This window comes from Brakhagea baltica, from assembly GCF_052161605.1.
Classification (GTDB): domain Bacteria; phylum Planctomycetota; class Planctomycetia; order Pirellulales; family Pirellulaceae; genus JBKCUI01.
Genome location: NZ_CP197409.1, coordinates 1290359 through 1311488, shown reverse-complemented (window position 1 = coordinate 1311488; position 21130 = coordinate 1290359). Strand labels below are relative to the sequence as shown.

The following is a 21130-nucleotide window of genomic DNA, read 5'->3' as shown; positions in this document are numbered from 1 at the left end:
GTTCACGCTTTCTTCATATCCACGAGGAATCTAACGATTGTTCGAGCAGGGATTCTAACAGAGCAATGGGGGAGCTTTCTAGCCGTTGCAGCTCAATCCAAAAAGGGTTACCCTTTCGTCTGATCATATCAATCACTTTTCTTGAGCCCAAAATAAGCAGAGGTCATAAAGCCACCATGAATGCACCGGCACTCAGCGCGACGCAGTTAGCGATCAATACCATTCGCACTTTGAGCATGGACGGGGTCCAAGCCGCCAATAGTGGTCACCCGGGCACACCGATGGCATTGGCTCCGGTGGCTTACCAAGTTTGGACCGAAGCGATGAACTACGATCCTGCGCAGCCATTGTGGCCGAATCGCGATCGTTTCGTGCTGTCTTGCGGGCATGCCTCGATGCTTCTTTATTCGTTGATTCACTTAGCCGGGATTCGCAAACTGGATGCTTCTGGCAAACCAACAGCGGAACCTTCCCTCACGATAGATGACCTCAAGAAGTTTCGCCAATTGCATAGCCCATGTGCGGGTCACCCTGAGTATGGGTATGCGGCTGGTATCGAGACCACGACGGGACCTTTGGGGCAAGGTATTGCGAACTCGGTGGGAATGGCCATTGCGAGCAAGCATATGGGAGCCAAATACAACAAGCCTGGTTATACGTTGTTCGACTATAACGTCTACGCTTTGTGCGGAGACGGAGACTTGATGGAGGGAGTTGCCACCGAAGCTGCTTCGATGGCAGGGCACTTAAAGCTTTCGAATCTATGTTGGATTTACGATGACAACGGCATCACCATCGAGGGGCATACCGACCTGGCTTTCAGCGAAAACATGCCAGAGAAGTTCCGTGGCTTGGGCTGGAACGTCGTATCGGTAGCTGACGCAAACGATTTGGATGCGTTGAAGAAGGCTCTCGAGACTTTCCGAGCGACGACGGACAAGCCAACATTGATCGTGGTAAAGTCGGTCATCGGCTTTGGTTCGCCGAACAAGGCAAACACGCACGGTGCACACGGAGCTCCACTAGGCGACGATGAGATCAAGTTGACCAAGCAAGCATATGGCTGGCCGGAGAACGAGAAGTTCTTGGTTCCAGAGGCCGCTACAAAGGCCTTTGCCGACACCATGGGCAAACGTGGTGGCGAGTTGCAATCAAAGTGGTCCGGGCAATTTGCGGAGTATGCCAAGGCGTTTCCGAAAGAAGCTGCGGAAATCGAGGGGATCGTTTCTGGGGAATTGCCATCGGGTTGGGACGCTGGTCTCAAGCCGTTCGCGGCCGATCCCAAGGGGCTGGCGACACGCGTCAGCAGTGGCAAGGTTCTTAACATGTTAGCGCCGCACCTACCCGCCTTGATTGGTGGCTCAGCCGACTTGGCTCCATCGACGATGACGTTGCTCGACGGACAAGGTGACTTCTCCGCCTCGAACTTTGCAGGGCGGAACATGCGGTTCGGCATCCGCGAGCACGGTATGGCGGCTGCTCTCAACGGCATGAGTTTGTCCGGTTTGCGTGCGTACGGTGCTACGTTCTTTGTTTTCACAGACTATATGCGACCATCGATGCGATTGAGCAGCATCATGCATCAACCAGTCTTATATGTTTTGACTCATGATTCGATTGGACTTGGAGAAGACGGACCGACCCACCAGCCAGTTGAGCATTTGGCCGCATGCCGAGCGATCCCAGGTCTATATGTGTTTCGGCCTGGCGATGCGAACGAAGTGCTTTACTGTTACCGAGCAGCGATGCAGCTCAAGAAGAATCCATCGGCGATGGTACTTTCGCGTCAGAACGTTCCTACTCTGGACCGCAGCACGATGGGTGATGCTGCGGGATGTGAGAAGGGTGGTTACGTTTTGGCGGATTGCGAGGGAGTGCCTCAAGTCATCTTGATGGGAACAGGAAGCGAGATTCCGATTTTAATCAAGGCTCATGAGGAATTGACAGCGGCGGGCATCAAGTCGCGCCTCGTCTCGATGCCATGTATGGAGCTGTTTGACGAGCAGCCAGAAGCGTACCGCGAGTCGGTATTGCCGAGCAGTGTCACCGCTCGGGTAGCTTGCGAGGCAGGGATTCGACAAGGCTGGGACAAGTACCTTGGGGTGAAGGGTAGCTTTGTCGGAATGTCGAGCTTTGGGGCTTCTGCACCGTTTAATTTGTTGTACGAGCACTTTGGAATTACGTCGGCAAACATTGTGTTGCAGGCAAAATCGCAGATCGGCGGATAAGTTTGCTTGGTATGGCTGTAGAGGGCCGACGGATGTATTTTGATTTTCAAAATAGAGGTACTTTTGAATGATCGAGGGTGTCAGCTAAGGGGTAGGCATCGTGGCTAGCTTGTTAGTCGTGCTGTCACTGAGATGAACTCATTGGAGAGCGGACGATCGAATTCGGGGCGATAAAATGCTCGAACTCGGTGTCTAACGGCTCGCTTGAGCCCCGATCCGAACGATTGCAAATCCTATCCAGAAAAGATTAAGAGAACGGCAAATCAGACCACTAAGACGAACCGTCTATTTTCGGGAATTATCCCCGGAAGTTAAATTTGCCTGCGCTCGTTCTGAAACCGGGATACTGGAAGTTAAGATTCTATCTGGCAACAACGATCTAAGGGGGACTATATTGGGGTCGTCGACGAGTCTGAGTTGTTTCCCGGACTCATCCGATTTCGCGTTTGGGTGAATCCTTTAGTGATGCGTACAAAGCTACTCGTGATTTGTTTGCTACGGTGCAGTTTAGCGTTTTTCGCCATCTCAGGCACTTTGGTGTTTCCGAGATGGGGGCACGGTCAAACTAACGAATCGGTGTCACCGTTATCGATCGGTGAATTCACTCCAGACCCTAGATTGCGAGTAAAAAGTACTCGCATCGAACGAGCACGCTTCCCGGTTGTAGACGTACACTCCCATTTTTCGATTCGACTAAAGCATGATACAGATGCTCTGGAGCATTTCGTTCAGCTTATGGAGCGGAATAACATCGCCCTCAGTGTGAGTTTGGACGGAACACTCGGCCAACAGCTTGAGGACCATATATCGTATTTGTGGACAAATCATAAGAACCGGTTCCTCATCTTCACCAATATCGACTGGAGAGGACGAGGTCGAATCGACGAGTCTGCATCATGGGACTGTAACCAACCCGGTTTTGCTCGGAAGATTGTTCGAGAACTGGAAGCTGCGAAAGCGAGTGGTATCTCGGGCCTCAAAGTCTTTAAATCATTCGGATTGGAGCTGAAGAATGCAGATGGTTCGTTCATTGCCATCGACGATGAACGCTTTGATCCCATTTGGGAAGTATGTGGTCAGCTTGGCCTGCCTGTCATAATGCACACGGCCGATCCGAGTGCATTCTTCGAACCCATCGACCCAAGTAACGAACGATACGAAGAACTTTCGCGACGCCCGGGATGGCATTTCCCAGAAGGTGAGTTTCCACGCCGCAAAGACTTGCACGCAGCAAGAGATCGATTATTCGCAAAACATCCTAGAACAACATTTATCGCAGCCCACTTTGGAAACGATGCTGAGGATCTCGAAGAAACGGCGGCGATGTTGGCTCGACACCCGAACGTCGTGATCGAGTTCGCTTCAAGGATCAGCGAATTGGGACGCCAGCCTTACACAGCACGAGATTTTTTTCTGTCTCATTCCGAGCGCATACTCTTCGGAACCGATGGCCCATGGCCAGAACAAAGGTATCAGGCTTATTGGCGTTTCTTGGAATCTCGAGACGAGTACTTCTCCTACTCGGAGAAATCTATTCCTCCCCAAGGTCTGTGGAGAATTTATGGGATTGATTTGCCTGACGATGTGCTGAGGCGAATCTATTACGAAAACGCGATTCGGGTGATACCAGGAGTTCGCGAGCGACTAGAAAACGGTGCTGTGGGCGCAAGCGATTCGAGCAAATGACGTCAGCATCCTTCGGAGACTTCTGAGGCCGCTTTCGCGTTACGCCAATCAAACCTCGATTCGCTCGGCGACCTTCTTGTTCTTCTTTTTCTTTCCAGGAGCCTTCTCTTTACCAGATGCGGTGTCATTCTCTGCTGCGGGCTTATCCTCGACCGGTTGTTCTGTGGCTGGTTGTTCTGTGGCTGGTTGTTCTGTGGCTGGTTGCTCTGTGGCTGGTTGCTCTGTCGCGGGTGGTGCAGTATCCGGTTCGGTTCTTTGTACTTCGGTAACGGGTTCAATGGTTGCTGGCAAACTCTCTTTGACTTGAATCATTTGAACTTCAAGCAGATGGTACGCTTGTTCCAATTTCGCTAGCCGCTCGTTGATCGATTGGATTTCTTTGAGGAGTGCGATATTCTGATTCGATAGCTCTTGAACTAACTCCGACGATGCATAACTTGCAGCCGCTGGCTCGGGTTGTGATTCGTCTGCGTCTCGTACAGCAGGCAGCAGGGTGGTCTCACTCGAAACTGATGGCAAGACTGGTGGTGCGGGTGCAACAAGCGGTACCGGATCTTGCACTGACAACTCTTGTTGATCAGCCGTGACGATGCGTGCGGACATGACACGCGCTCCCTCAGGTAGATCGAGCTGTTGGTAGAATTGTCGGCGTGCTTCGGGAGGTAACCCATCAAGCGAAAAGTCTTCGACTCGAGGTTGCGGTGGACGAAACTCTTCCACAACAAGTCCCGATTGCTGCATACGCTCCGCTGCACCTGATGTGATTAAGCCTGGCGTCCCGAGCCCGCGTCCGACCACTTGAACATCTGCAAAATTCGCCGGCGATTGCAACTGCGGGACTTGCAATTGGGGTGTTGGCTGAGCAAGTCCAAGCGCGGGTTGAGGTCCTTGCCCAGGTGCAATGGTTCGAGGCGGTATGGCTTGCCGAGGAATTGTTTCATAGACTCGAGTATTGCTGGGACTCACAGAATACTGACGGATCTCAAGGGGCCGAACTTGGCTGGGTGGCTGAGCTTGGCTGGGCCTTGAATAGGGGTTTGGAACGTTGTAGCGGTTAATCGTTGTTTGTGCGTACCCGTCGGTGGAGAGCAAAAAAGCTGTAGAGAACGGAGTCATGGCCGCGCAAATGGGGAGAGCCAATTGCGAAGCGGATTTTGCTAGCTTGATGAACATGCCTGATAGACTCCTGATGGTTCGAAACGTTGTGTACGGCTCGATTATAGTACCCGATGCGACTTTTTCCCCGAAATTTGCTTGGAATTCGGCTCGGAACTCCCTATTCGGATCGATTTTGACGGAGTGTTTTTGGTATTTTCCCGGGCGGCGTTGCCTATTCATAAGTCAATGCTCGGTTCGTTTGTTCCATTTCCGGGAGTCAGCATGCAGTCGATCAAGTTCATAAGTCTAATCGTCTTGTGCGCGACCAGCTCGATGGCATTGTTTCTACCTGCGATTGGGGTGGTTCCGTTCCCCAGGCATTTATCAGGCAATCCAAGCCAAAACGGGATGCGTTCCGACGCTGCCATGTCTTCTAATGCCTGGGAGCAGCAGAATATGCAGGGTGCTGGAATGGGGATGGATCCCGCACGATCTCAATTCGATCAACCCCCTCTCGATCCTTGGGGGAACCCTCTTACCCAACAGCAGAACGGTATGGGAACCATGCCGGGTATGCCTGTTTCCACCACAAACTCCCCGGCCTTGGCTAGCGCGTTGACCCACCCGGACTTAGGTCCTCAGCAGATTCAGGATGGAACGATGACAACCAGCGGTGCTACAACCTACGACTCAGTGGGGTTCGGCATCTGGCTGTTGCTGGTACCCGTTTGGCTTGGTGCTTTGGCAGTATGGAGCATCACGCCTACCTCTACAAGGCGTTCCAAATAAACTATGCTATTCGTCCATAATGTCCCACTAAGTTGTCGCGGATCGGGCGGTTCCAATTGATGGTTTCTCGACGGGGCTTGAGTTTTGCAAGAGCACTCCAATCCATTCTGCACCAAGTATTTTCTACCGGGAGCGATCGAGTACGAGTTTTTCGAGAAAGAGCAATGGGATACCTTCGCGCGATCGTGCCGTAACAGCCATGGCTGCTCTTTGATCGTTGGCCCCCACGGAACAGGCAAGTCGACCCTGCTCATGACGCTGAAGAAACGATTGGAAAAAGCAGAGGTTGACATAAGGATCGCGAGCCTATTCCTTCACGACAACGGGAGAGCGACGCAGGATTTTGTTCAATCCCTTCCATTTTGGAAACAGGCCGACATGGTTTTGTTGGATGGCATTGAGCAATTGTCGTTGTTACGTAGATTTCGAGTGGTTGCGTACGCATACTGCCATCGAAAGCCTGTGATCGCAACCTCCCATCGACCGTTCCCTGGATGCAAGGTGATATGGCGTACCTACGTCGATCAAACAACCGAGCAATGGGTTATACAAAGATTGCTTGGCGAACGGGACTCCTCATCGGTCGAGAGCGCGCTCGCTTCTCAAGACTGGAAGCAATCGCGAACCAAGCATGAACAAAACCTCCGAGAATCTCTCTTCGACATGTACGATTGGTGGGCAAAAAATGATAAGCCTGTTTCATGATGGTCGCGTCATACTTGAGTCAGGCGTCGTCTCGGACCAATGTGTAATCTGTAAGGATGGTATAGTTGATTACATTGGCCCTTTGCCAAACAACTTGCCTGCTGAGACCGAGACTATCTCGCTCGCAGGTGGATATCTCGCACCGGGATTTATCGATATTCATGTACACGGTGGGCGTGGCCACGATTTTATGGATGGCACCGAGTCTGCAATCCGACAGGCTGCGGCAGCGCACCTCCGGCACGGGGTTACATCGCTCTTTCCGACTTGCACAACCGGAACTCACGAGCAAATTATGGAGATGCTATGCAGCACAAAGCAGGTGATGGAACAAATTAATGCCCTTGGGTCCAAGACTGGAATGCAAGCGGATGAAGATAGAGAATTCCTACCTCGGTTGCCGGGGGTTCATCTCTATGGGCCTTACTTTGCCGAGGATAAAGCGGGTTGCCATACGAAGGCAGGATGCCGTCCGCCGACTCTGAGGGAATCGAAAGCATATTTCGATACAGGGATCGTTAAGATTGCAACTTGTGCGGCCGAATTACCTGGTGCAGCTGATTTCTATCGACTCGCGTCTCACTACGGGTGCCTCATCACCTGCGGTCACTCCAATTCTAGTTGGTCGGAGATGCAAGCCGCTTTTGACCTTGGCATGCGGCATGTCGATCACTTTTGGTGTGCCATGAGTTCGGTGGTATCGTTGCGTCCCAGGTTCGGCTTTCCGATGCAAGCTAGCATGACGGAGTTTGTACTAGCCAATCCCGAGATGAGCACCGAGGTGATTGCGGATGGCTGCCATCTTAGCCCGGAACTGCTCCGATTTGCATGGCAAATGAAAACGAGCCGTCGGTTGTGTCTGGTCAGTGATTGCAATCGAGCTTTAGACATGCCCCCAGGCAAGTACGCTTTTGGCGACCAACGGGACGAGAACTGGATCTACAGCGACGGGAGTGTTGGACGTGGCGAAGGGGGCGGATTGGCCAGTTCTGTGGTGGCGTTGGACAGCATGGTTAGGAACATGGCTCACTGGACTGATATTCCCTTGTATGAAATCGTTCGCATGGCATCGTTGACGCCAGCGGAACGAACGGGAATTGCGGAACGCGTGGGGAGCATTGCGGTCGGCAAACTGGCTGATTTTGTGGTTTTGTCTGATCAATTGCAGGTTGAGCGAGTCTATCTCGGAGGCCAGCGAGCTGTTTAGCTACGGCTAGTCACAGGCAGCAAGTTGGATTACTCTAAGTTCGATTGTATTGTTACATTTTGGAGGGCTCGCATGATTCGCAATGAAACAGCAATCGCGGGCGTCTCAACCGGCTTTCCCCGTCTACCCTTTTTATCCAACTTGACAGCTCGGTTTTTCTATCACTTATGCTAAGAGACGAGCTAGAAGACGATCGATTCGAACAAGCCCGTTTCCCGATTCAGATCGAACTGCCGGATGCACCGAACTCAACACTTGCCGATGCTCAGCAAGCCATCAAGCGTGAGTACCGTGACTCCGTCCAATGGAAACAGCTACGGTGCCGCAAAGTAAGCCTGCTCTCGGAATCCGAAAGTGGCACAATCTATGTTTTGCATGTCGGGCACTCGGTCGAATTCGATTGGACTTGGGAAGGCTCGATGGCATTCCGACCGGTCCACATGCTCGAGGAAAGACTACACACCCAATCCCTTTTTGATCAACAACGCTCCGAAGACGATGAAGCCGAAGACTCCATTCTTTGGTCTGGCGAGGTACTCGAGGTTGACGAGGCGGGTGGGAGAATTTTTGTTTCTGTCTCGAATCCGGAATATCCGCCGACGAAAGGATCGTTCTTTGTTCGACCGTTCGAGTTTCTTGCGTTTCTGAACTCGATATTTAACGAGCCTGCTTACGACTCCCTTCGCCAACTGCTGCCGAACCGACTATTCGCGTCGGAGGGTGGGATCCATCCCAACGTATGCCAACCGAGCGAGGCAGGCTTAGAGCACTTGAGGACTTGGTGGAACAAGTCGTGGAGTGTGCTTTGGGGGCCGCCTGGTACTGGCAAAACCTACACGACCGGTCGACAGGTAGCAGCCGTTCTTTCGGACCCGACCGAACGTATTTTGATTGTTTCCACGACGAATCGAGCAACCGATGCAGTGGCTTTGTCGGTCGGTCGAGCTGCGAAAAACATGGGGTGCACGAAAGAGTTGGCGGCAGGCAGCTTGTTAAGGGTTGGCAAAGGGGCGACGCTGGAACGTTATCAATCGGAAAAGCTCGTCGATATGCTTCGCGGAACAGAGACTGAGTATCTGGGACAAATCGAGCTTCTTTCGCATGAACTCGCTAGGGCGAGAGACTCGGAGGAGAAAGCAGTACTACGGAGCCAAATCAAGACGCTAAGCCGCGAGATGCGTGATTCTTCGCTGAAGAACTTTCTCGACTCCAAGGCTAGAGTCATTGTTACCACGGCTTTTAAAGCGACCACTCTGATAAAACGTCCCGAGGTGAAGTCGAGTATCGAGAGCGGATATGCACCGTTCACGTCGGTCTTCATTGATGAAGCCGGGTTGTTGTCCCGGACTGCGATTGCTGCCTTATCGCTTTTGGCCAGTCGACGGATCGTTTTGGTTGGAGATTCCCAACAATTAGCACCGATCAGCCGCATCAGTAGAATCTTGCCGACCAATCAGATGAAATGGCTCGCCATGAGCGGTTTGAGTCATCTCGATACCGTCACAACAGAGCTCGACGGAGTGCACGTCCTGCGCGAGCAACGCAGGATGCACGAGGACATTTGCCGGATCGTTTCAAGTTATAAATACGACTCCCAGTTAGTGACAGCTCCCGAAGTGCGGGATCGACACTACCAATTGCCAACCCCGTTGACGAACGAGACGCGGGCTGTTTGGTATGTACTGGATGAGGATGGGGCCGATCTGCCGTCGATTCGAGCGGAGCGAGGGCCTGGAAACCGGAGTTGGATCCGACGAGCCACGCTGAATATTCTCGATCGATTCTTTTCCCATATGCCGTTTCGTGAGTGTCACGGATTGTTTCTCTCTCCGTTCAAAGCACAAACGCAATGGGTTACAAAATACATTGCGGAGAATCATATTCAAAACTGGACCGCCTCCACAGTACACAGTCAGCAAGGCTCCGAAGCGGATATCATCATCTTTGATACGGTCAACGCTGGGAGTTATAGCTGGCCGTATGATGAATGGCAGCGGATGATAAACGTCGCCATGAGTCGTGCACGGGAGTCGTTGATCTTGCTCGCTAGCCGGGCGGAAATGAACGAACCGTACCTCAAGCCGTTGATTAGACATCTAAAGCCTTTGGTTCTTAGAAGTTCCCAACGAGCTCATGTATGGGAAGAAGTACCTGTTGCGGTCGATTATGTTCCACCGCAGTCGATGGTGGTCAACGAAACAACCAGCGTGGGGTATCAGATTACCAGGAGACAGGAGCTGCGTCCGGTCCTGTCTCATGAACAACAGCGGTTATGTGGTTTGGAGCTAGATGGAAAGCCGCGTCTTGTCCGTGGGGTAGCGGGTAGCGGCAAGACCGTCGTACTTGCACATTGGTTGATGCAAACGGTGAACCGGTTGCGGCAGGAACAGAATATTCGAATTTGGGCTATTTTCGCGAATCGATCCCTTCAAACTCTCATCTCCGAATCGATTCTAGCAGCGTGGGAGCAAACGACCGGCGGAAAACCGTTTCCTTGGAATCGCGTCTCTTTGCAACACATTCGGGATTTGTTGCAAGTCGTGCTACCAGAGGTGGGCTTAAGCGCACAGAGCTTCGGTTTCGACTACGATTTGGCTGCCCAAGCTTACTTGGATCGCGTTGATGTGAGCGAGATTGCACCTCGGTGCGACGCATTGTTCATTGATGAAGCACAGGATATGGGACCCTCTACGTTAAAGCTTCTCACGGCGTTGACGAGGCAGACCAATTTGATCGACGCTAACAGTCGATCCGTCAACATATTCTACGATAACGCCCAGAATATTTATGATCGCGGCGTTCCCAAATGGTCCGAACTAGGGCTCGATATGCGTGGACGTTCGACGGTCATGAAGGAGAGCTTTCGAAGCACGAAACCAATCACCGAATTTGCACTGAATGTCCTGTGTCAGTTGCAATCCCAAGAAGACAACCAGGACTATAAAGAGTTGCTAGCTCGCGGTTTGATCGAGCAGGTGGAAAAATGTGGAATCGACTGGTGGAGCGTTCGTTTTAACCAAGTAGATGGACCGAAACCGGAGTTTCGAAAATTTGAGACGCTAGACCAAGAGTTTCTCGCTCTGGCGGAGTATTGTCGACAATTGATCCAGAACGAAGGTGTCCGCCCCTCGGATATCACCATCATTTACAATTCTAAATTTATTCGAGCACGTTTGGAGCAAATCGTTGCACCGGTTTTGAAGGGCATTAATGTCGAGCTCAGCGTTCAGACCAATCAGGCGTTTCAGCGAAGCCCCCATGCGATTTTGGCAACCACATCTGCTTCATTTAAAGGGTACGATTCAGAGGTCGTGATCATTCCAGGGATCGATTTCTTTCGTGCCCAGGATAAGGGGGTGCTTGCGAGCAGTCTTTATGTGGCCATGACCCGGGCTCGTTCGATTTTAACTTTGTTTGCACATCGTAATGCGAATCCGCAAGCCATGAAGATATTCCGAGCAGTCGAATTGTGTTTGAACTGCTTGCAGGAAACATCACAAATCGACTCGGAGAGTAGCCAACAGGATGACATGGAGGATATCCTGCAAATAATCGGTTCGGAACATCGAAAATGGTTACAACGTGTGTGGGCAGGTCACTTGATCTCGCATGAACCTATAACGGACCAGAACGGACAGATTATCGCCGAACCTCTTTTTTGGTATCGCGATATAGGCAGGATCTATGCGTGTTTTGGAAAAGAACCTCTACCTCAGCGAGTCCTGCAAGAGTTGGAGGATCGTAGCGTTGTCATTCTCACCATCGGGCGATGAGGCAGCTTAGAATCAAGCTACTTGGTTGCCCAGTAGTCGATGACTTGCACTTTATCGAGATGTGGCGTTAGGACTTCGACAAACTCCTTGTGTTTTGGGTGAGGCAAGTAGACGTCGCGATCCGCTTCGCTTTTGAATGTCACCAAGAAGCAGTGTGTAAAACCGTTCGACAGCCCTTCTGGACTGTTATCTGTACCATATTCGAAATCTGCGACCTCTGGGATCGAGGTTTTCAAAGATCGGAACGCGTCAACGACGGTTTGGACCTCTTCTGCTGAACTGGTCTCTTTGAACTTGAACAAGACAACGTGACGCAACATTCGATCCTCTTTTTCTTGTGCGACTAGTAGGGAAAAGGTCAGGGCAAGGCTGCAAACAGTGAAGCCTAGGATTGCGAACAGGACTCGGGAACTGAGCTGGTTCTTCATAATTGACTCACAAACGAATTGAAAGGAAAGAGAAAACTCTTCCGCAAAGCTTACCTGCCTCGAGTACCTGTTGCAAAGGGTGCTGTAGCAATCGAGCGTTTTTTGCTACCCTAAGGGAGAAGTTAACAACAATGGGATACTGAATGAGATACTGACAATGTCTGCATATGTATATTTGGTAGCGACCATGGACACAAAGGGGGAAGAGCTCGCTTTTGCGCGAGACCGGCTGGTCCATTTAGGAATCGCTGTCCGGATGGTCGACGTCGGAACGCTGCAACCGCCTACGGTGTCGCCTGATATTGATCGAGATCAAGTGCTCGCAGCTGCTGGAATGGAAAGGCTCGCGATTACTGGTGCAACTGATCGGGGGACCGCCATTGCTGAGATGGCCGAAGCTCTGAAAGTTTTTCTTTTGAAAGAACTTGCTGACGGAAAAATTGCTGGGGTCGTCGGGCTAGGGGGGAGCGGCGGGACATCGCTCATTACAACCGCAATGCGTGCGTTACCAATCGGGTTTCCAAAATTGATGGTGTCGACAGTGGCGAGTGGTAACATCGCTCCCTATGTCGATTGCAGCGATATTCTCATGCTGTTTTCCGTAGTGGATATTGCGGGCGTCAATGCCGTCTCGCAAGTTGTATTGAGCAATGCGGCGCATGCCATGGCGGGAATGGTGCGGCATCCGATTGCTCGGATAAGTAACAAGCCGACTATTGGAATGACCATGTTCGGTGTGACGACGCCGTGTGTGAATCAGGTTCGCAAAGCCTTGGAAGAGCGAGGTTTTGATTGCCTCGTTTTTCATGCGACGGGTAGTGGGGGGCGGGCGATGGAATCGTTAGTAGCATCGGGCTTGATCAACGGAGTTCTCGATATCACAACGACGGAGGTCGCGGACCAAATCGCTGGCGGGGTATTTTCCTGCGGACCGAATCGCTTTGAGAAATTGCTACAGGCTCAGATTCCTCTAGTGCTCAGCTTAGGGGCATTAGATATGGTGAATTTTGGGGCAAAGGAAACGGTGCCTATTCCGTATCGCAATCGATTGCTTCATGTTCACAATGCACAAGTAACATTGATGCGAACTACGGTGGATGAGAATTTGCGAGCAGCTAGCTTCATTGCAGATAAGCTCAATAGTTCTCGTTCACCGTTCAGGATTCTTGTACCGATGGGGGGCGTATCCTCGCTCGACGCACCTGACCAAATTTTTCATGACCCGGATGCGGACCGAGCACTGATTGATGAGTTGGAGCGATGCCTTGTTTGCCAAGACGATCGCAAAATCATTCGATTGCCTTACCACATCAATGAACCTGAGTTTGCTGAGGCGTTGGTCGGGAACTTTCTAGAGCTTTGGGAACGCCAGTCAGCCCTCAAGCATCAGCCAGAATAGTCACATTTACCCGTTTGCTGTAAACTTTCACTTTCGCAGCAATACGATACTTAGAAGGAATTCGGGACAATAGAAATGGCACGACAAACCAGGGAAGAGATCTTGGCACGCCTGCGAGAAAAGATCGATCGGCGCGAGCCTATCGTCGGTGGCGGGGCGGGGACGGGTATCAGCGCCAAATGCGAAGAGGCTGGGGGCATTGACCTGATCGTGATTTACAACTCTGGCCGATATCGTATGGCGGGTCGAGGTTCGCTGTCGGGGTTGCTTCCCTTTGGTAATGCCAATGAGATCGTGAAGGAGATGGCGAGGGAGGTTTTAACTGTAGTCAACTCGACGCCGGTGATTGCGGGGGTTTGCGCGGTCGATCCCTTTATGATTCGAGATCACTTTCTCAAAGAGCTGATCGAGCTCGGGTTTTCTGGGATCCAGAACTTTCCTACCGTGGGGCTCATTGACGGCATGTTTCGAGCCAACTTGGAAGAGACCGGAATGGGATACGCTCTGGAAGTCGACTGCGTTGCGGCTGCTAGGCGGCTCGAATTACTCACAACCCCTTATGTGTTCGACACCGAGCAAGCGATCGGGATGACGGAGGCGGGGGCGGACATCTTGGTCGCTCACATGGGGCTCACCACGGGGGGAGCCATCGGGGCCGAGTCCGCTTTAACGCTCGATGATTGCGTCGCACGAGTTAGCGAGATCGCCGACGCTGGCAGATCGGTTCGCTCCGATGTGATCGTTCTATGCCATGGAGGTCCTATCGCGATGCCCAAGGACGCTCAATACGTTTTGGATCGATGCGACATCCATGGCTTTTATGGAGCCAGTTCTATGGAGAGATTACCGACCGAGTTAGCGATTAAGCAGCAAGTATCCGAGTTCATGCAACTCAAGCGATGAACAATCGAACGAAGTCCCGACATGCGTTGTTTTGCAACTGCTTAAGCACGGTGGTTCTGGTTAGCCCAATCGGTTAACTGTTCGCGGAAGATCTTGGAGTTGTGTCGGATATCCACTGGGAGTTTGGTTGGATAGACAACGATCCGATCGATCCCGTTTGAAACCTGGTGTGAAGTGAGGATCTTCTGGACTTCTTGGATGAGTTGTTGTTCCGAACGATCATGAGACGTCGAGGCATGAGACGTCGAGGCATGAGACGTCGAGGCATGAGACGTCGAGGCATGAGGCGTGGAGGCATGAGACTTAGAGGTTGGTTCGAGGATGAGCAATGGTGATTGGTCGGGAGCCTTTCCCGTGCCGACTAGTGCTGAACGATAGATTTGGGGGTGTGTGTTAGCGATGCCCTCGATTGGCTCGGTAAAGATCGTACCTTGTTTCGTTTCGACCCGATGGGTTTTGCGTCCGCAAAACCAGAAACGATCCTGTTCATCGAGATAGCCCACATCCCCCATACGATGCCAAACGCGACCGTTGTCGTTTAGTTTATGGAGGGCGTTTTGTTCGGTGCGGGTCACGTATCGCTCGGATATGACGGGACCAGAAACAACGAGCTCTCCGATTTCTCCCCTAGGCAAAGCTTCGGTTTCGCCGAGTTCGGTCATCGGCGAATCGCTAATTTTGATGACTCGCCACTCGATGGAGGGAAAGCGATTTCCGACGCAGGTGCCGCCGCCTCGTTCGGTCTTGGTAGCTGTTTCCTCGAGAACGGTCCGAGACTCGATTGAGGCGATCGGTAAGGCTTCCGTTGCTCCGTAGGGAGTGAAGAACAATGCATCAGGATGGATGGCATTTCGCATTCTTTGCATAACTTTGGGAGGGACTGGCGCTCCTGCCGAGAGGACTCGGGTTAGCGAAGGGACACGTCGACCGGTTTCTTCGCAGTATCGGCCCAGCTTGTTCCACAGGGCAGGCGATCCGAATGACTGGTTGATCTGCCAATGATCAATTGCATCGAGCAGGCGCGGTGGATCAACATCGGCGGGGCGAGTCGGGTCCATATCGGGGAGGATGGTTGTCGTTCCCATCACCGCATTGAATAAGCCGAAGAGTGGAAAGCAACTTAGATCTTTCCCGCCTGCGGTTATACCGTAATGGCTTGAGATCAAGTCCACTTGAGAGAGAAAGGTTTGGTGCGAATAGAGAACACCTTTGGGTGGACCGGTGCTACCTGTTGTAAAGATGATTGCCGATTCGGCAGAACTGTCTTGGATGGGATCTCGGTAGTCCGATTCGCGATGCCTCTCCAGCTTGGCCAGTGTGATCGTGGGGAGAAATGGTAGCCAGGGGCCGACGAGAACATTGTGCTTGGCTTTAGGGAAGCGACTGGCGAGAACCTTAACGATTGCGTGGGCCATGGGAATGGCGACAAAGCCATCTGGTTGGGTTGCTTCTAGGCATTTGATCAGATTCTTTTTTCCCATCCCGGGATCGACCAGGATCATGGTCGCGCCTGCTTTAAGGAGGGCAAAAACGAGCGTAATGAAGTCTTCGCCAAATCGAACTAATAGTGCGATACGTTTCCCTGGACCTATTCCCATTGACTGGAGCCCGGCTGCGATCGAACTCGATCGCGCGTCCAAATCTTGAAGCGATACGGTTCGGTAGTTTCTGGTGCGGCACGGTTTGTATCGATCGGTCGCAGACGCGATGGCGATCTGGTTAGGGCTTGATTCTGCTTGGACTTTTAACCGACTTGCAATATTCATGCGACAGGTGGTGCAAAGCGAGTTTGGAGAGGGGTGAGGAACGCTGGCCAGGGCGTGGCTTTGCTAAAAAAAATTGGTGGAAGCGATGTGGTCAAGATAGGCGGAAATCGAGTCGAGGAGTTCGTTGCTAAACACATCGCCCATGAGCAGAAAATCGGTATCGGAACTGAGTGCTTTAGATAGGACTCGAGCTCGCTCTGAGACCGAGACTGAAGGATCGATGATGCGAGTCGGAGGAGAATCGAATGGAGCAGGATTGATTTTGTTGAGGATGCCATCGATCATAGCCATCAAAGTGGCTGCGGCAGCGAGATAGTGGTTTCCATGGGTTGGAATTCCGCGAACTTCGATCACTCTTGATCGAGAAGATTGATTATCTTGCAGAGATCGAGTCAGCGACATAGGGGTATCGACTGCTGCATTCGCGGCAAAAGGGAAATCCATTGCTGCATTTTCGAGCACTGGGGTTAAGAAAATGGCAGCTAAGCTGGCAGCATGTTTGACGATTCCCCCTTGTGCGTATCGTGCGACATCGCTGATACCCCGCGACGAGTTGCCAGGGAAAACCGGCTCGCCATTCTTGACGAGCTTCCATTGCGTCGCCGAATAGTGGCTGGAAAGATCGACAGAAACGCCCTCCTCGGCGGCAATCTGTTCCATTAGATATCGAGTCATCGCGATATCGTCACAGCACTCTAGTATTTTCGTTGGTTGAAGAGCGATGAAGGATCCTGCCGATGAATAGTGAAAGTGTCGTTCGACATTAACTCCCGCATCGATGGCTCGATTCATTAGTTGGCATCGGAATTGAAAGGCTTTATCGAAGCCGGACCCTGAATGTTTGTCGGAATTGTGATGAAGGTCGAACTTTAATAGCGTTCTCACGTACAGTTCATCGGCAATAGAAGTCGACTCGAGAAACCGAACTGCTTGGTTGGCAACGTTTCGAGAGTCCCAAGGAGATTCCTGTCTGTGCAGGATGTCTTGGATCCCTGCGAGCAGCACCAAGGTAGGGGGATCTGTCGAAGCGTCCAGGTAATTGGCTTCGCTGTAAGGAACAAGGACGACATAGGCCATTTCGGCCGTACCTGGCGGGCTCGCTTCCAAGCCAAAGGAAACTTCCTGTCCAAACCCATCCTCGAACGAAACCTCAGAAATCGCAGAAACAGGGAACGTCAGATGTTGCCAAGCCCCGGTCAAATCTGTAAATCGAAGATCGATGGTTCGAATACCTTTTTCTCGACAATACGCCAAAACCGCTTTTGGTTTCAAACCAACACCCCAATTCCTATGAGAATCCACGCCTTAAATTGTCCAGCCAGTCGTTCCGAGAGCCGAATTGTAAACCTCGACAGGTTTACGACAGGAAGAGAATGGCAAGAATCGGGCCAAATCGGAACAAAAAAATGGGGTTTAGAACTTGCCACTCCAATCTGGGAGGAATAATGAGGGGTAATCTGAAAGGGAAAGATTTTTTACATAAGGAAAACTTATGCTAAAGGCCGAGGGAACAACAGCAAGGACTGAGGAGCAGCTGATAGAGCTGATGAGAAAGACTCTCGTCGAGGTAGCTGCAAGAAACGATATCCCGATTGAGTCTGGCCTATTGATGCAGGCTTTAGCCGACTCTAAAAATTCTTATTCCGTGGAAAATTTTGACGACTCCGATTACTTGCTGATGCGTGCAGCTAGGGGGATTGGGATTCGTCTGGCGCCCGTGGATGTATACGGCGGAGAGATCTGGGAGTTGGTCTCCGAGGGCTTCACGGTGATCGCGGTCGACATTAGAGAGCGTGCACCATCGAGCTGGATCTTTTGCAAGATTCACTTCGGTAGGATGGAAGTGTCTAAGATCCCATGCACTAGAGACGCCATGGAGTCCGAGTCGATGACGAGAGGGCGTCTGATCAAGGGGGTCAAGGCGTTAGTAGATAACGGGGCACATTTTTTTGTCGCAGAAGCCTCGCTAACTTGCGACGAAGCATCCTCCAGACATTCCTCCACCAGTCATGCGAACACGGCCCACGGAGGTCACGGTGGGGGCCATGGTCACGGTCATGGTCACGGCGACGACCATCATCATGAGCATTTATCACCTCTGAATCGATACTTCAAGCTGCTACGGATTGAGAAGAACGATATCTGGATGCTGACGATTTTCGGATTCATCGTCGGTGTACTTGATCTGGCGACACCTCTCGCCATTGAGCAGATGGTGACGACGATCGGATTTGCCAGCATGGCTGCCCAACCTTTATTCTGGTTGGCGTTATTGCTGTTTTGCGTGCTTTCGCTCTCCGCCATGATCAAAGGGTTGCAGTACTTCGTCATAGAAATTTTGCAGCGGCGTTTGCTTGTACGCATCGTGGGGGACTTGACCGAGCGATTCCCCCGGCTGGACCGAAATGCCATGCGAGGAATTCACGGCCCGGAGATGGCGAACCGCTTTTTTGACATTATGTCCATCCAAAAGGCGACTTCGACGTTGCTTATCGAGGGGTTGTTCCTAGTCATCCAGACGACGACGGGGATGGTTCTTCTCGCGGTCTACAGTCCGTTCTTATTGCTTTATGACGTCGTTCTCGTGTTCTGCATGACGTTGATACTTTTGGCACTTGGACGGAACGCGATCAAGACTTCGATAAACGAGTCCATTGTAAAGTATAAGCTAGCTCATTGGCTTCAAGACGTTATCGGTGCTCCCAAGGCTTTTCAGGTACACGGAGCAATGGATCTAGTGACCGATCGTGCGAACCGTTTTACGGTAGAATATTTATCAGCTAGGCGAAAGCACTTTACCATTCTGATTCGGCAAACCTTGTTTGCCTTGATGCTTTACGCCGTGGCACTAACCTCGATATTATCGCTCGGTTTATGGCTGGTGATTTCGGAAGACTTAACGGTTGGACAGTTGGTCGCGAGCGTGTCTGTTATCGCGTTGGTGGTCGGTGCGTTTGCGAAGGTCGGCAAAGCACTCGAGTCGTTCTACGACCTCATGGCTTCTATGGACAAGGTTGGGCATTTGCTGGATCTTCCCACATTGCCCCCCTCCCGGACTATGCATGCGGGAATTGGCCCTGCGGATGTACGAATTAAGGGTTTGCATATCCCTTGTCCGGAACGGGCATCCTCGCTGGACATCGACTCATTGCGTGTCGCCAGTGGCGAGCGGTTTGCAGTGAGTGGTGGGGATCAAACTGCAGAACTTTTGATGCATGCGTTATGCGGTCTTCGCGAGCCGGAGGAGGGCTTGATTGAAATCGGAGGAATAGACTCGCGAGACGTAAATAGATTTGCAGACGGTTCGATGGTATCGATTGCTTCTGCTCCCGAGGTGTTCCACGGAACGATCCAGGAAAACGTTTCGTTGAACCGAAGCTCGGTCAGCCCTGCGGATGTTCGGGAGGCATTGACACGAGTCGGTCTTTGGAACGATGTGCTTTCGATGCCAAAAGGTGTCGAGACTATGATGCAGACAGGCGGATACCCATTAAGTAAGTCGCAGCAGGCGCGCCTCATGATCGCACGCGCTATCGCAGGCAAGCCGAGGTTACTCCTGATTGATGGAGCTTTGGATCTGGTATCTGCGGATTTGCGAGAATCCATTTGGAGTGAGATCAAGGATCGCAAGCAGCCTTGGACGCTGATCATTGCAACCCATGAACAATCGATTGTTGACGAGTGTGACGGAAAACTGGAGATCGAATAATGGCAACCAATTTACAAGAACACCCGAGTACTGACACTGCCGTTGCTCCTCAGCGTGATCGTAAGACTGAGCGCAGAATGATTCGGCTGAAGCCGAGCGATTCGCTGGGGGATAGGCTTCCCGCCATGCATTTAGTCCGGTCTAGTTGGTTTGCGAGAGCGACCGGTCGCGTGCTTTTTTGGCTATTGGTTGTGTTCATTCTGGCTTCGACCCTTCTGCCATGGCAGCAGTCGTCGCGTTGTGAAGGGCTAGTAGTAGCTCGAAATCCCAACGATAGACGGCAATTCTTTTTGAGCCCTGTAAAAGGGGTGATCAAGAGCCAGAAGGCTGGCTTGCAGGAAGGCACGTGGGTTGAAGAAGGCGAGATCATCATGGAACTCGATACCATCGCAGCAGGTGAGCTCCAATTGATACAGGATCAATTGGTCCAAATTGGAACTCAACGAGTCTTGACTCAACAACAATTAGATCAGGCGAGAGAGAGGGTCGATTTTACAAGGGATTATGGGAGGGCGTCGATCGAGGCAGCCGAGTTCAAGGTTAATGCTGCCAAGTTCAAGCATGAAAAGGCTCTTTCCGACATAGAAGCTCAAAAGCCGAATGTGAAGCAAGCGGAACTAGAAGTGAAGCAACGCGAGTCACTACGCACCCTCACCGTATCTGAAGTCCAGTATGAAGGACTGCTGAATAAACTTCTTTCAGAGCAACAAAAACTTCTGAACTTGGAACAGTCAGCATCACAGGCTTACGAAGACTGGCAAGCGGAAACGAAGGAGTTGGAAAGCAAGAGAGGAGTTGTACGGGATTCGATTGCCAAAGCGACCCAGTCTGTAGACGAATACAGCCAAAAGCTGGCTGACTATGAGAAACAATATAGTAAACTGACTATCGATTTACAGGAACTGCGGCAATTGGAGATCAAGAGTCCCAGCACGGGTTGGGTCCAATCTATCATCGGTCAAGTTGGCAGAGCCGTAAGCAACGGTGAAGCCCTATTCGAAATCATTCCTGATACAGAAGATTTGTGGGTTGAACTGAACGTCCGGGGTATGGATCAGCCCCTCGTTCATGTCGGCGACAAGGTTCGGATTCAATTCGAAGGATGGCCTGCCATCCAGTTTGTTGGCTGGCCAAGTGCTGCGAAAGGAACATTCGGCGGCGTGGTGAGTGCTATCAATCCTGCCGATGATGGAGGATCCGGTAATTTTAAGATCTTTGTTGGGCCTGACCCGGCGGACGTGTCGAAAGATGATTGGCCGAGCAAGGATTACCTGAAACAGGGGGTTCGGGCAAACGCTTGGGTATTGATGGATACTGTTTCCCTCGGTTTCGAAATATGGCGACAAGTAAACGGATTCCCAGCGACCCGCGACCTGGGAGACAAAGGCAAAAAGGAAAAAGAGCCAAAAGCTCCCAAGCTCAAATAGCTAGCCTATTGT

General features: G+C 51.6%; 14 protein-coding genes. 10 read left to right on the top strand and 4 right to left on the bottom strand.

From position 1 onward, the window contains the following. The first annotated feature begins 176 nt into the window (after positions 1–176). Both tkt and SH449x_RS05180 read left to right on the top strand, forming a co-directional pair. Positions 177–2228, top strand: coding sequence for a transketolase (tkt, locus tag SH449x_RS05185; protein WP_482380259.1), 2052 nt, complete (start codon positions 177–179; stop codon positions 2226–2228). Between the two features lie 465 nt (positions 2229–2693). Next, complete coding sequence (locus SH449x_RS05180) at positions 2694–3914, top strand: amidohydrolase family protein (protein ID WP_482380258.1); 1221 nt, start codon at positions 2694–2696, stop codon at positions 3912–3914. A 48-nt stretch (positions 3915–3962) separates the two neighbouring features. Here SH449x_RS05180 and SH449x_RS05175 read toward each other — a convergent pair whose 3' ends face one another. Further along, positions 3963–5087: a hypothetical protein gene (locus tag SH449x_RS05175; protein WP_482380257.1), complete on the bottom strand. Its 1125-nt coding sequence runs from the start codon at positions 5085–5087 to the stop codon at positions 3963–3965. Positions 5088–5294: 207 nt separating this feature from the next. Between SH449x_RS05175 and SH449x_RS05170 the strand changes: the two genes are divergently transcribed. The 4 genes from SH449x_RS05170 (at position 5295) to SH449x_RS05155 (ending at position 11486) form a co-directional block, all read left to right on the top strand. Beyond that, positions 5295–5801, top strand: coding sequence for a hypothetical protein (locus tag SH449x_RS05170; protein WP_482380256.1), 507 nt, complete (start codon positions 5295–5297; stop codon positions 5799–5801). Positions 5802–5885: 84 nt separating this feature from the next. After that, the gene (locus SH449x_RS05165) at positions 5886–6506 is read left to right on the top strand and encodes an ATP-binding protein (RefSeq protein WP_482380255.1); all 621 of its coding nucleotides are present in this window, start codon (positions 5886–5888) and stop codon (positions 6504–6506) included. Next, a complete protein-coding gene (locus SH449x_RS05160; RefSeq protein WP_482380254.1) occupies positions 6487–7713 on the top strand; it encodes an N-acetylglucosamine-6-phosphate deacetylase in 1227 nt (408 codons plus the stop codon). Before SH449x_RS05165 ends, SH449x_RS05160 begins: the two co-directional genes overlap by 20 nt. 167 nt (positions 7714–7880) lie before the next feature. Next, entirely contained in the window at positions 7881–11486 is a 3606-nt protein-coding gene (locus SH449x_RS05155; RefSeq protein ID WP_482380253.1) for an AAA domain-containing protein, read from the top strand. 17 nt (positions 11487–11503) lie between these two features. Here SH449x_RS05155 and SH449x_RS05150 read toward each other — a convergent pair whose 3' ends face one another. Next, positions 11504–11914, bottom strand: a complete 411-nt coding sequence (locus tag SH449x_RS05150) for a Dabb family protein (protein WP_482380252.1) — start codon at positions 11912–11914, stop codon at positions 11504–11506. A 157-nt stretch (positions 11915–12071) separates the two neighbouring features. Here SH449x_RS05150 and SH449x_RS05145 point away from each other — a divergent pair, with 157 nt between their 5' ends. Together SH449x_RS05145 and SH449x_RS05140 are read left to right on the top strand one after the other, a co-directional pair. Further along, positions 12072–13313 carry a Tm-1-like ATP-binding domain-containing protein gene (locus tag SH449x_RS05145; protein ID WP_482380251.1) on the top strand — a complete coding sequence of 414 codons (1242 nt, stop codon included), beginning with the start codon at positions 12072–12074 and terminating at the stop codon, positions 13311–13313. Between the two features lie 75 nt (positions 13314–13388). Then, positions 13389–14216, top strand: coding sequence for a phosphoenolpyruvate hydrolase family protein (locus SH449x_RS05140; protein ID WP_482380250.1), 828 nt, complete (start codon positions 13389–13391; stop codon positions 14214–14216). 41 nt (positions 14217–14257) lie between these two features. Here the strand turns inward: SH449x_RS05140 and SH449x_RS05135 are convergent, their stop codons facing one another. Both SH449x_RS05135 and SH449x_RS05130 read right to left on the bottom strand, forming a co-directional pair. Continuing rightward, positions 14258–15982, bottom strand: a complete 1725-nt coding sequence (locus tag SH449x_RS05135) for a fatty acid CoA ligase family protein (protein WP_482380249.1) — start codon at positions 15980–15982, stop codon at positions 14258–14260. A 63-nt stretch (positions 15983–16045) separates the two neighbouring features. Beyond that, positions 16046–17254: a type I glutamate--ammonia ligase gene (locus SH449x_RS05130; protein WP_482380248.1), complete on the bottom strand. Its 1209-nt coding sequence runs from the start codon at positions 17252–17254 to the stop codon at positions 16046–16048. A 220-nt stretch (positions 17255–17474) separates the two neighbouring features. Between SH449x_RS05130 and SH449x_RS05125 the strand changes: the two genes are divergently transcribed. Together SH449x_RS05125 and SH449x_RS05120 are read left to right on the top strand one after the other, a co-directional pair. After that, positions 17475–19691, top strand: coding sequence for an ABC transporter transmembrane domain-containing protein (locus tag SH449x_RS05125; RefSeq protein WP_482380247.1), 2217 nt, complete (start codon positions 17475–17477; stop codon positions 19689–19691). Continuing rightward, positions 19691–21118, top strand: coding sequence for an HlyD family secretion protein (locus SH449x_RS05120; protein ID WP_482380246.1), 1428 nt, complete (start codon positions 19691–19693; stop codon positions 21116–21118). The genes SH449x_RS05125 and SH449x_RS05120 overlap by 1 nt, the downstream gene beginning before the upstream one ends. Positions 21119–21130 lie beyond the last annotated feature (12 nt).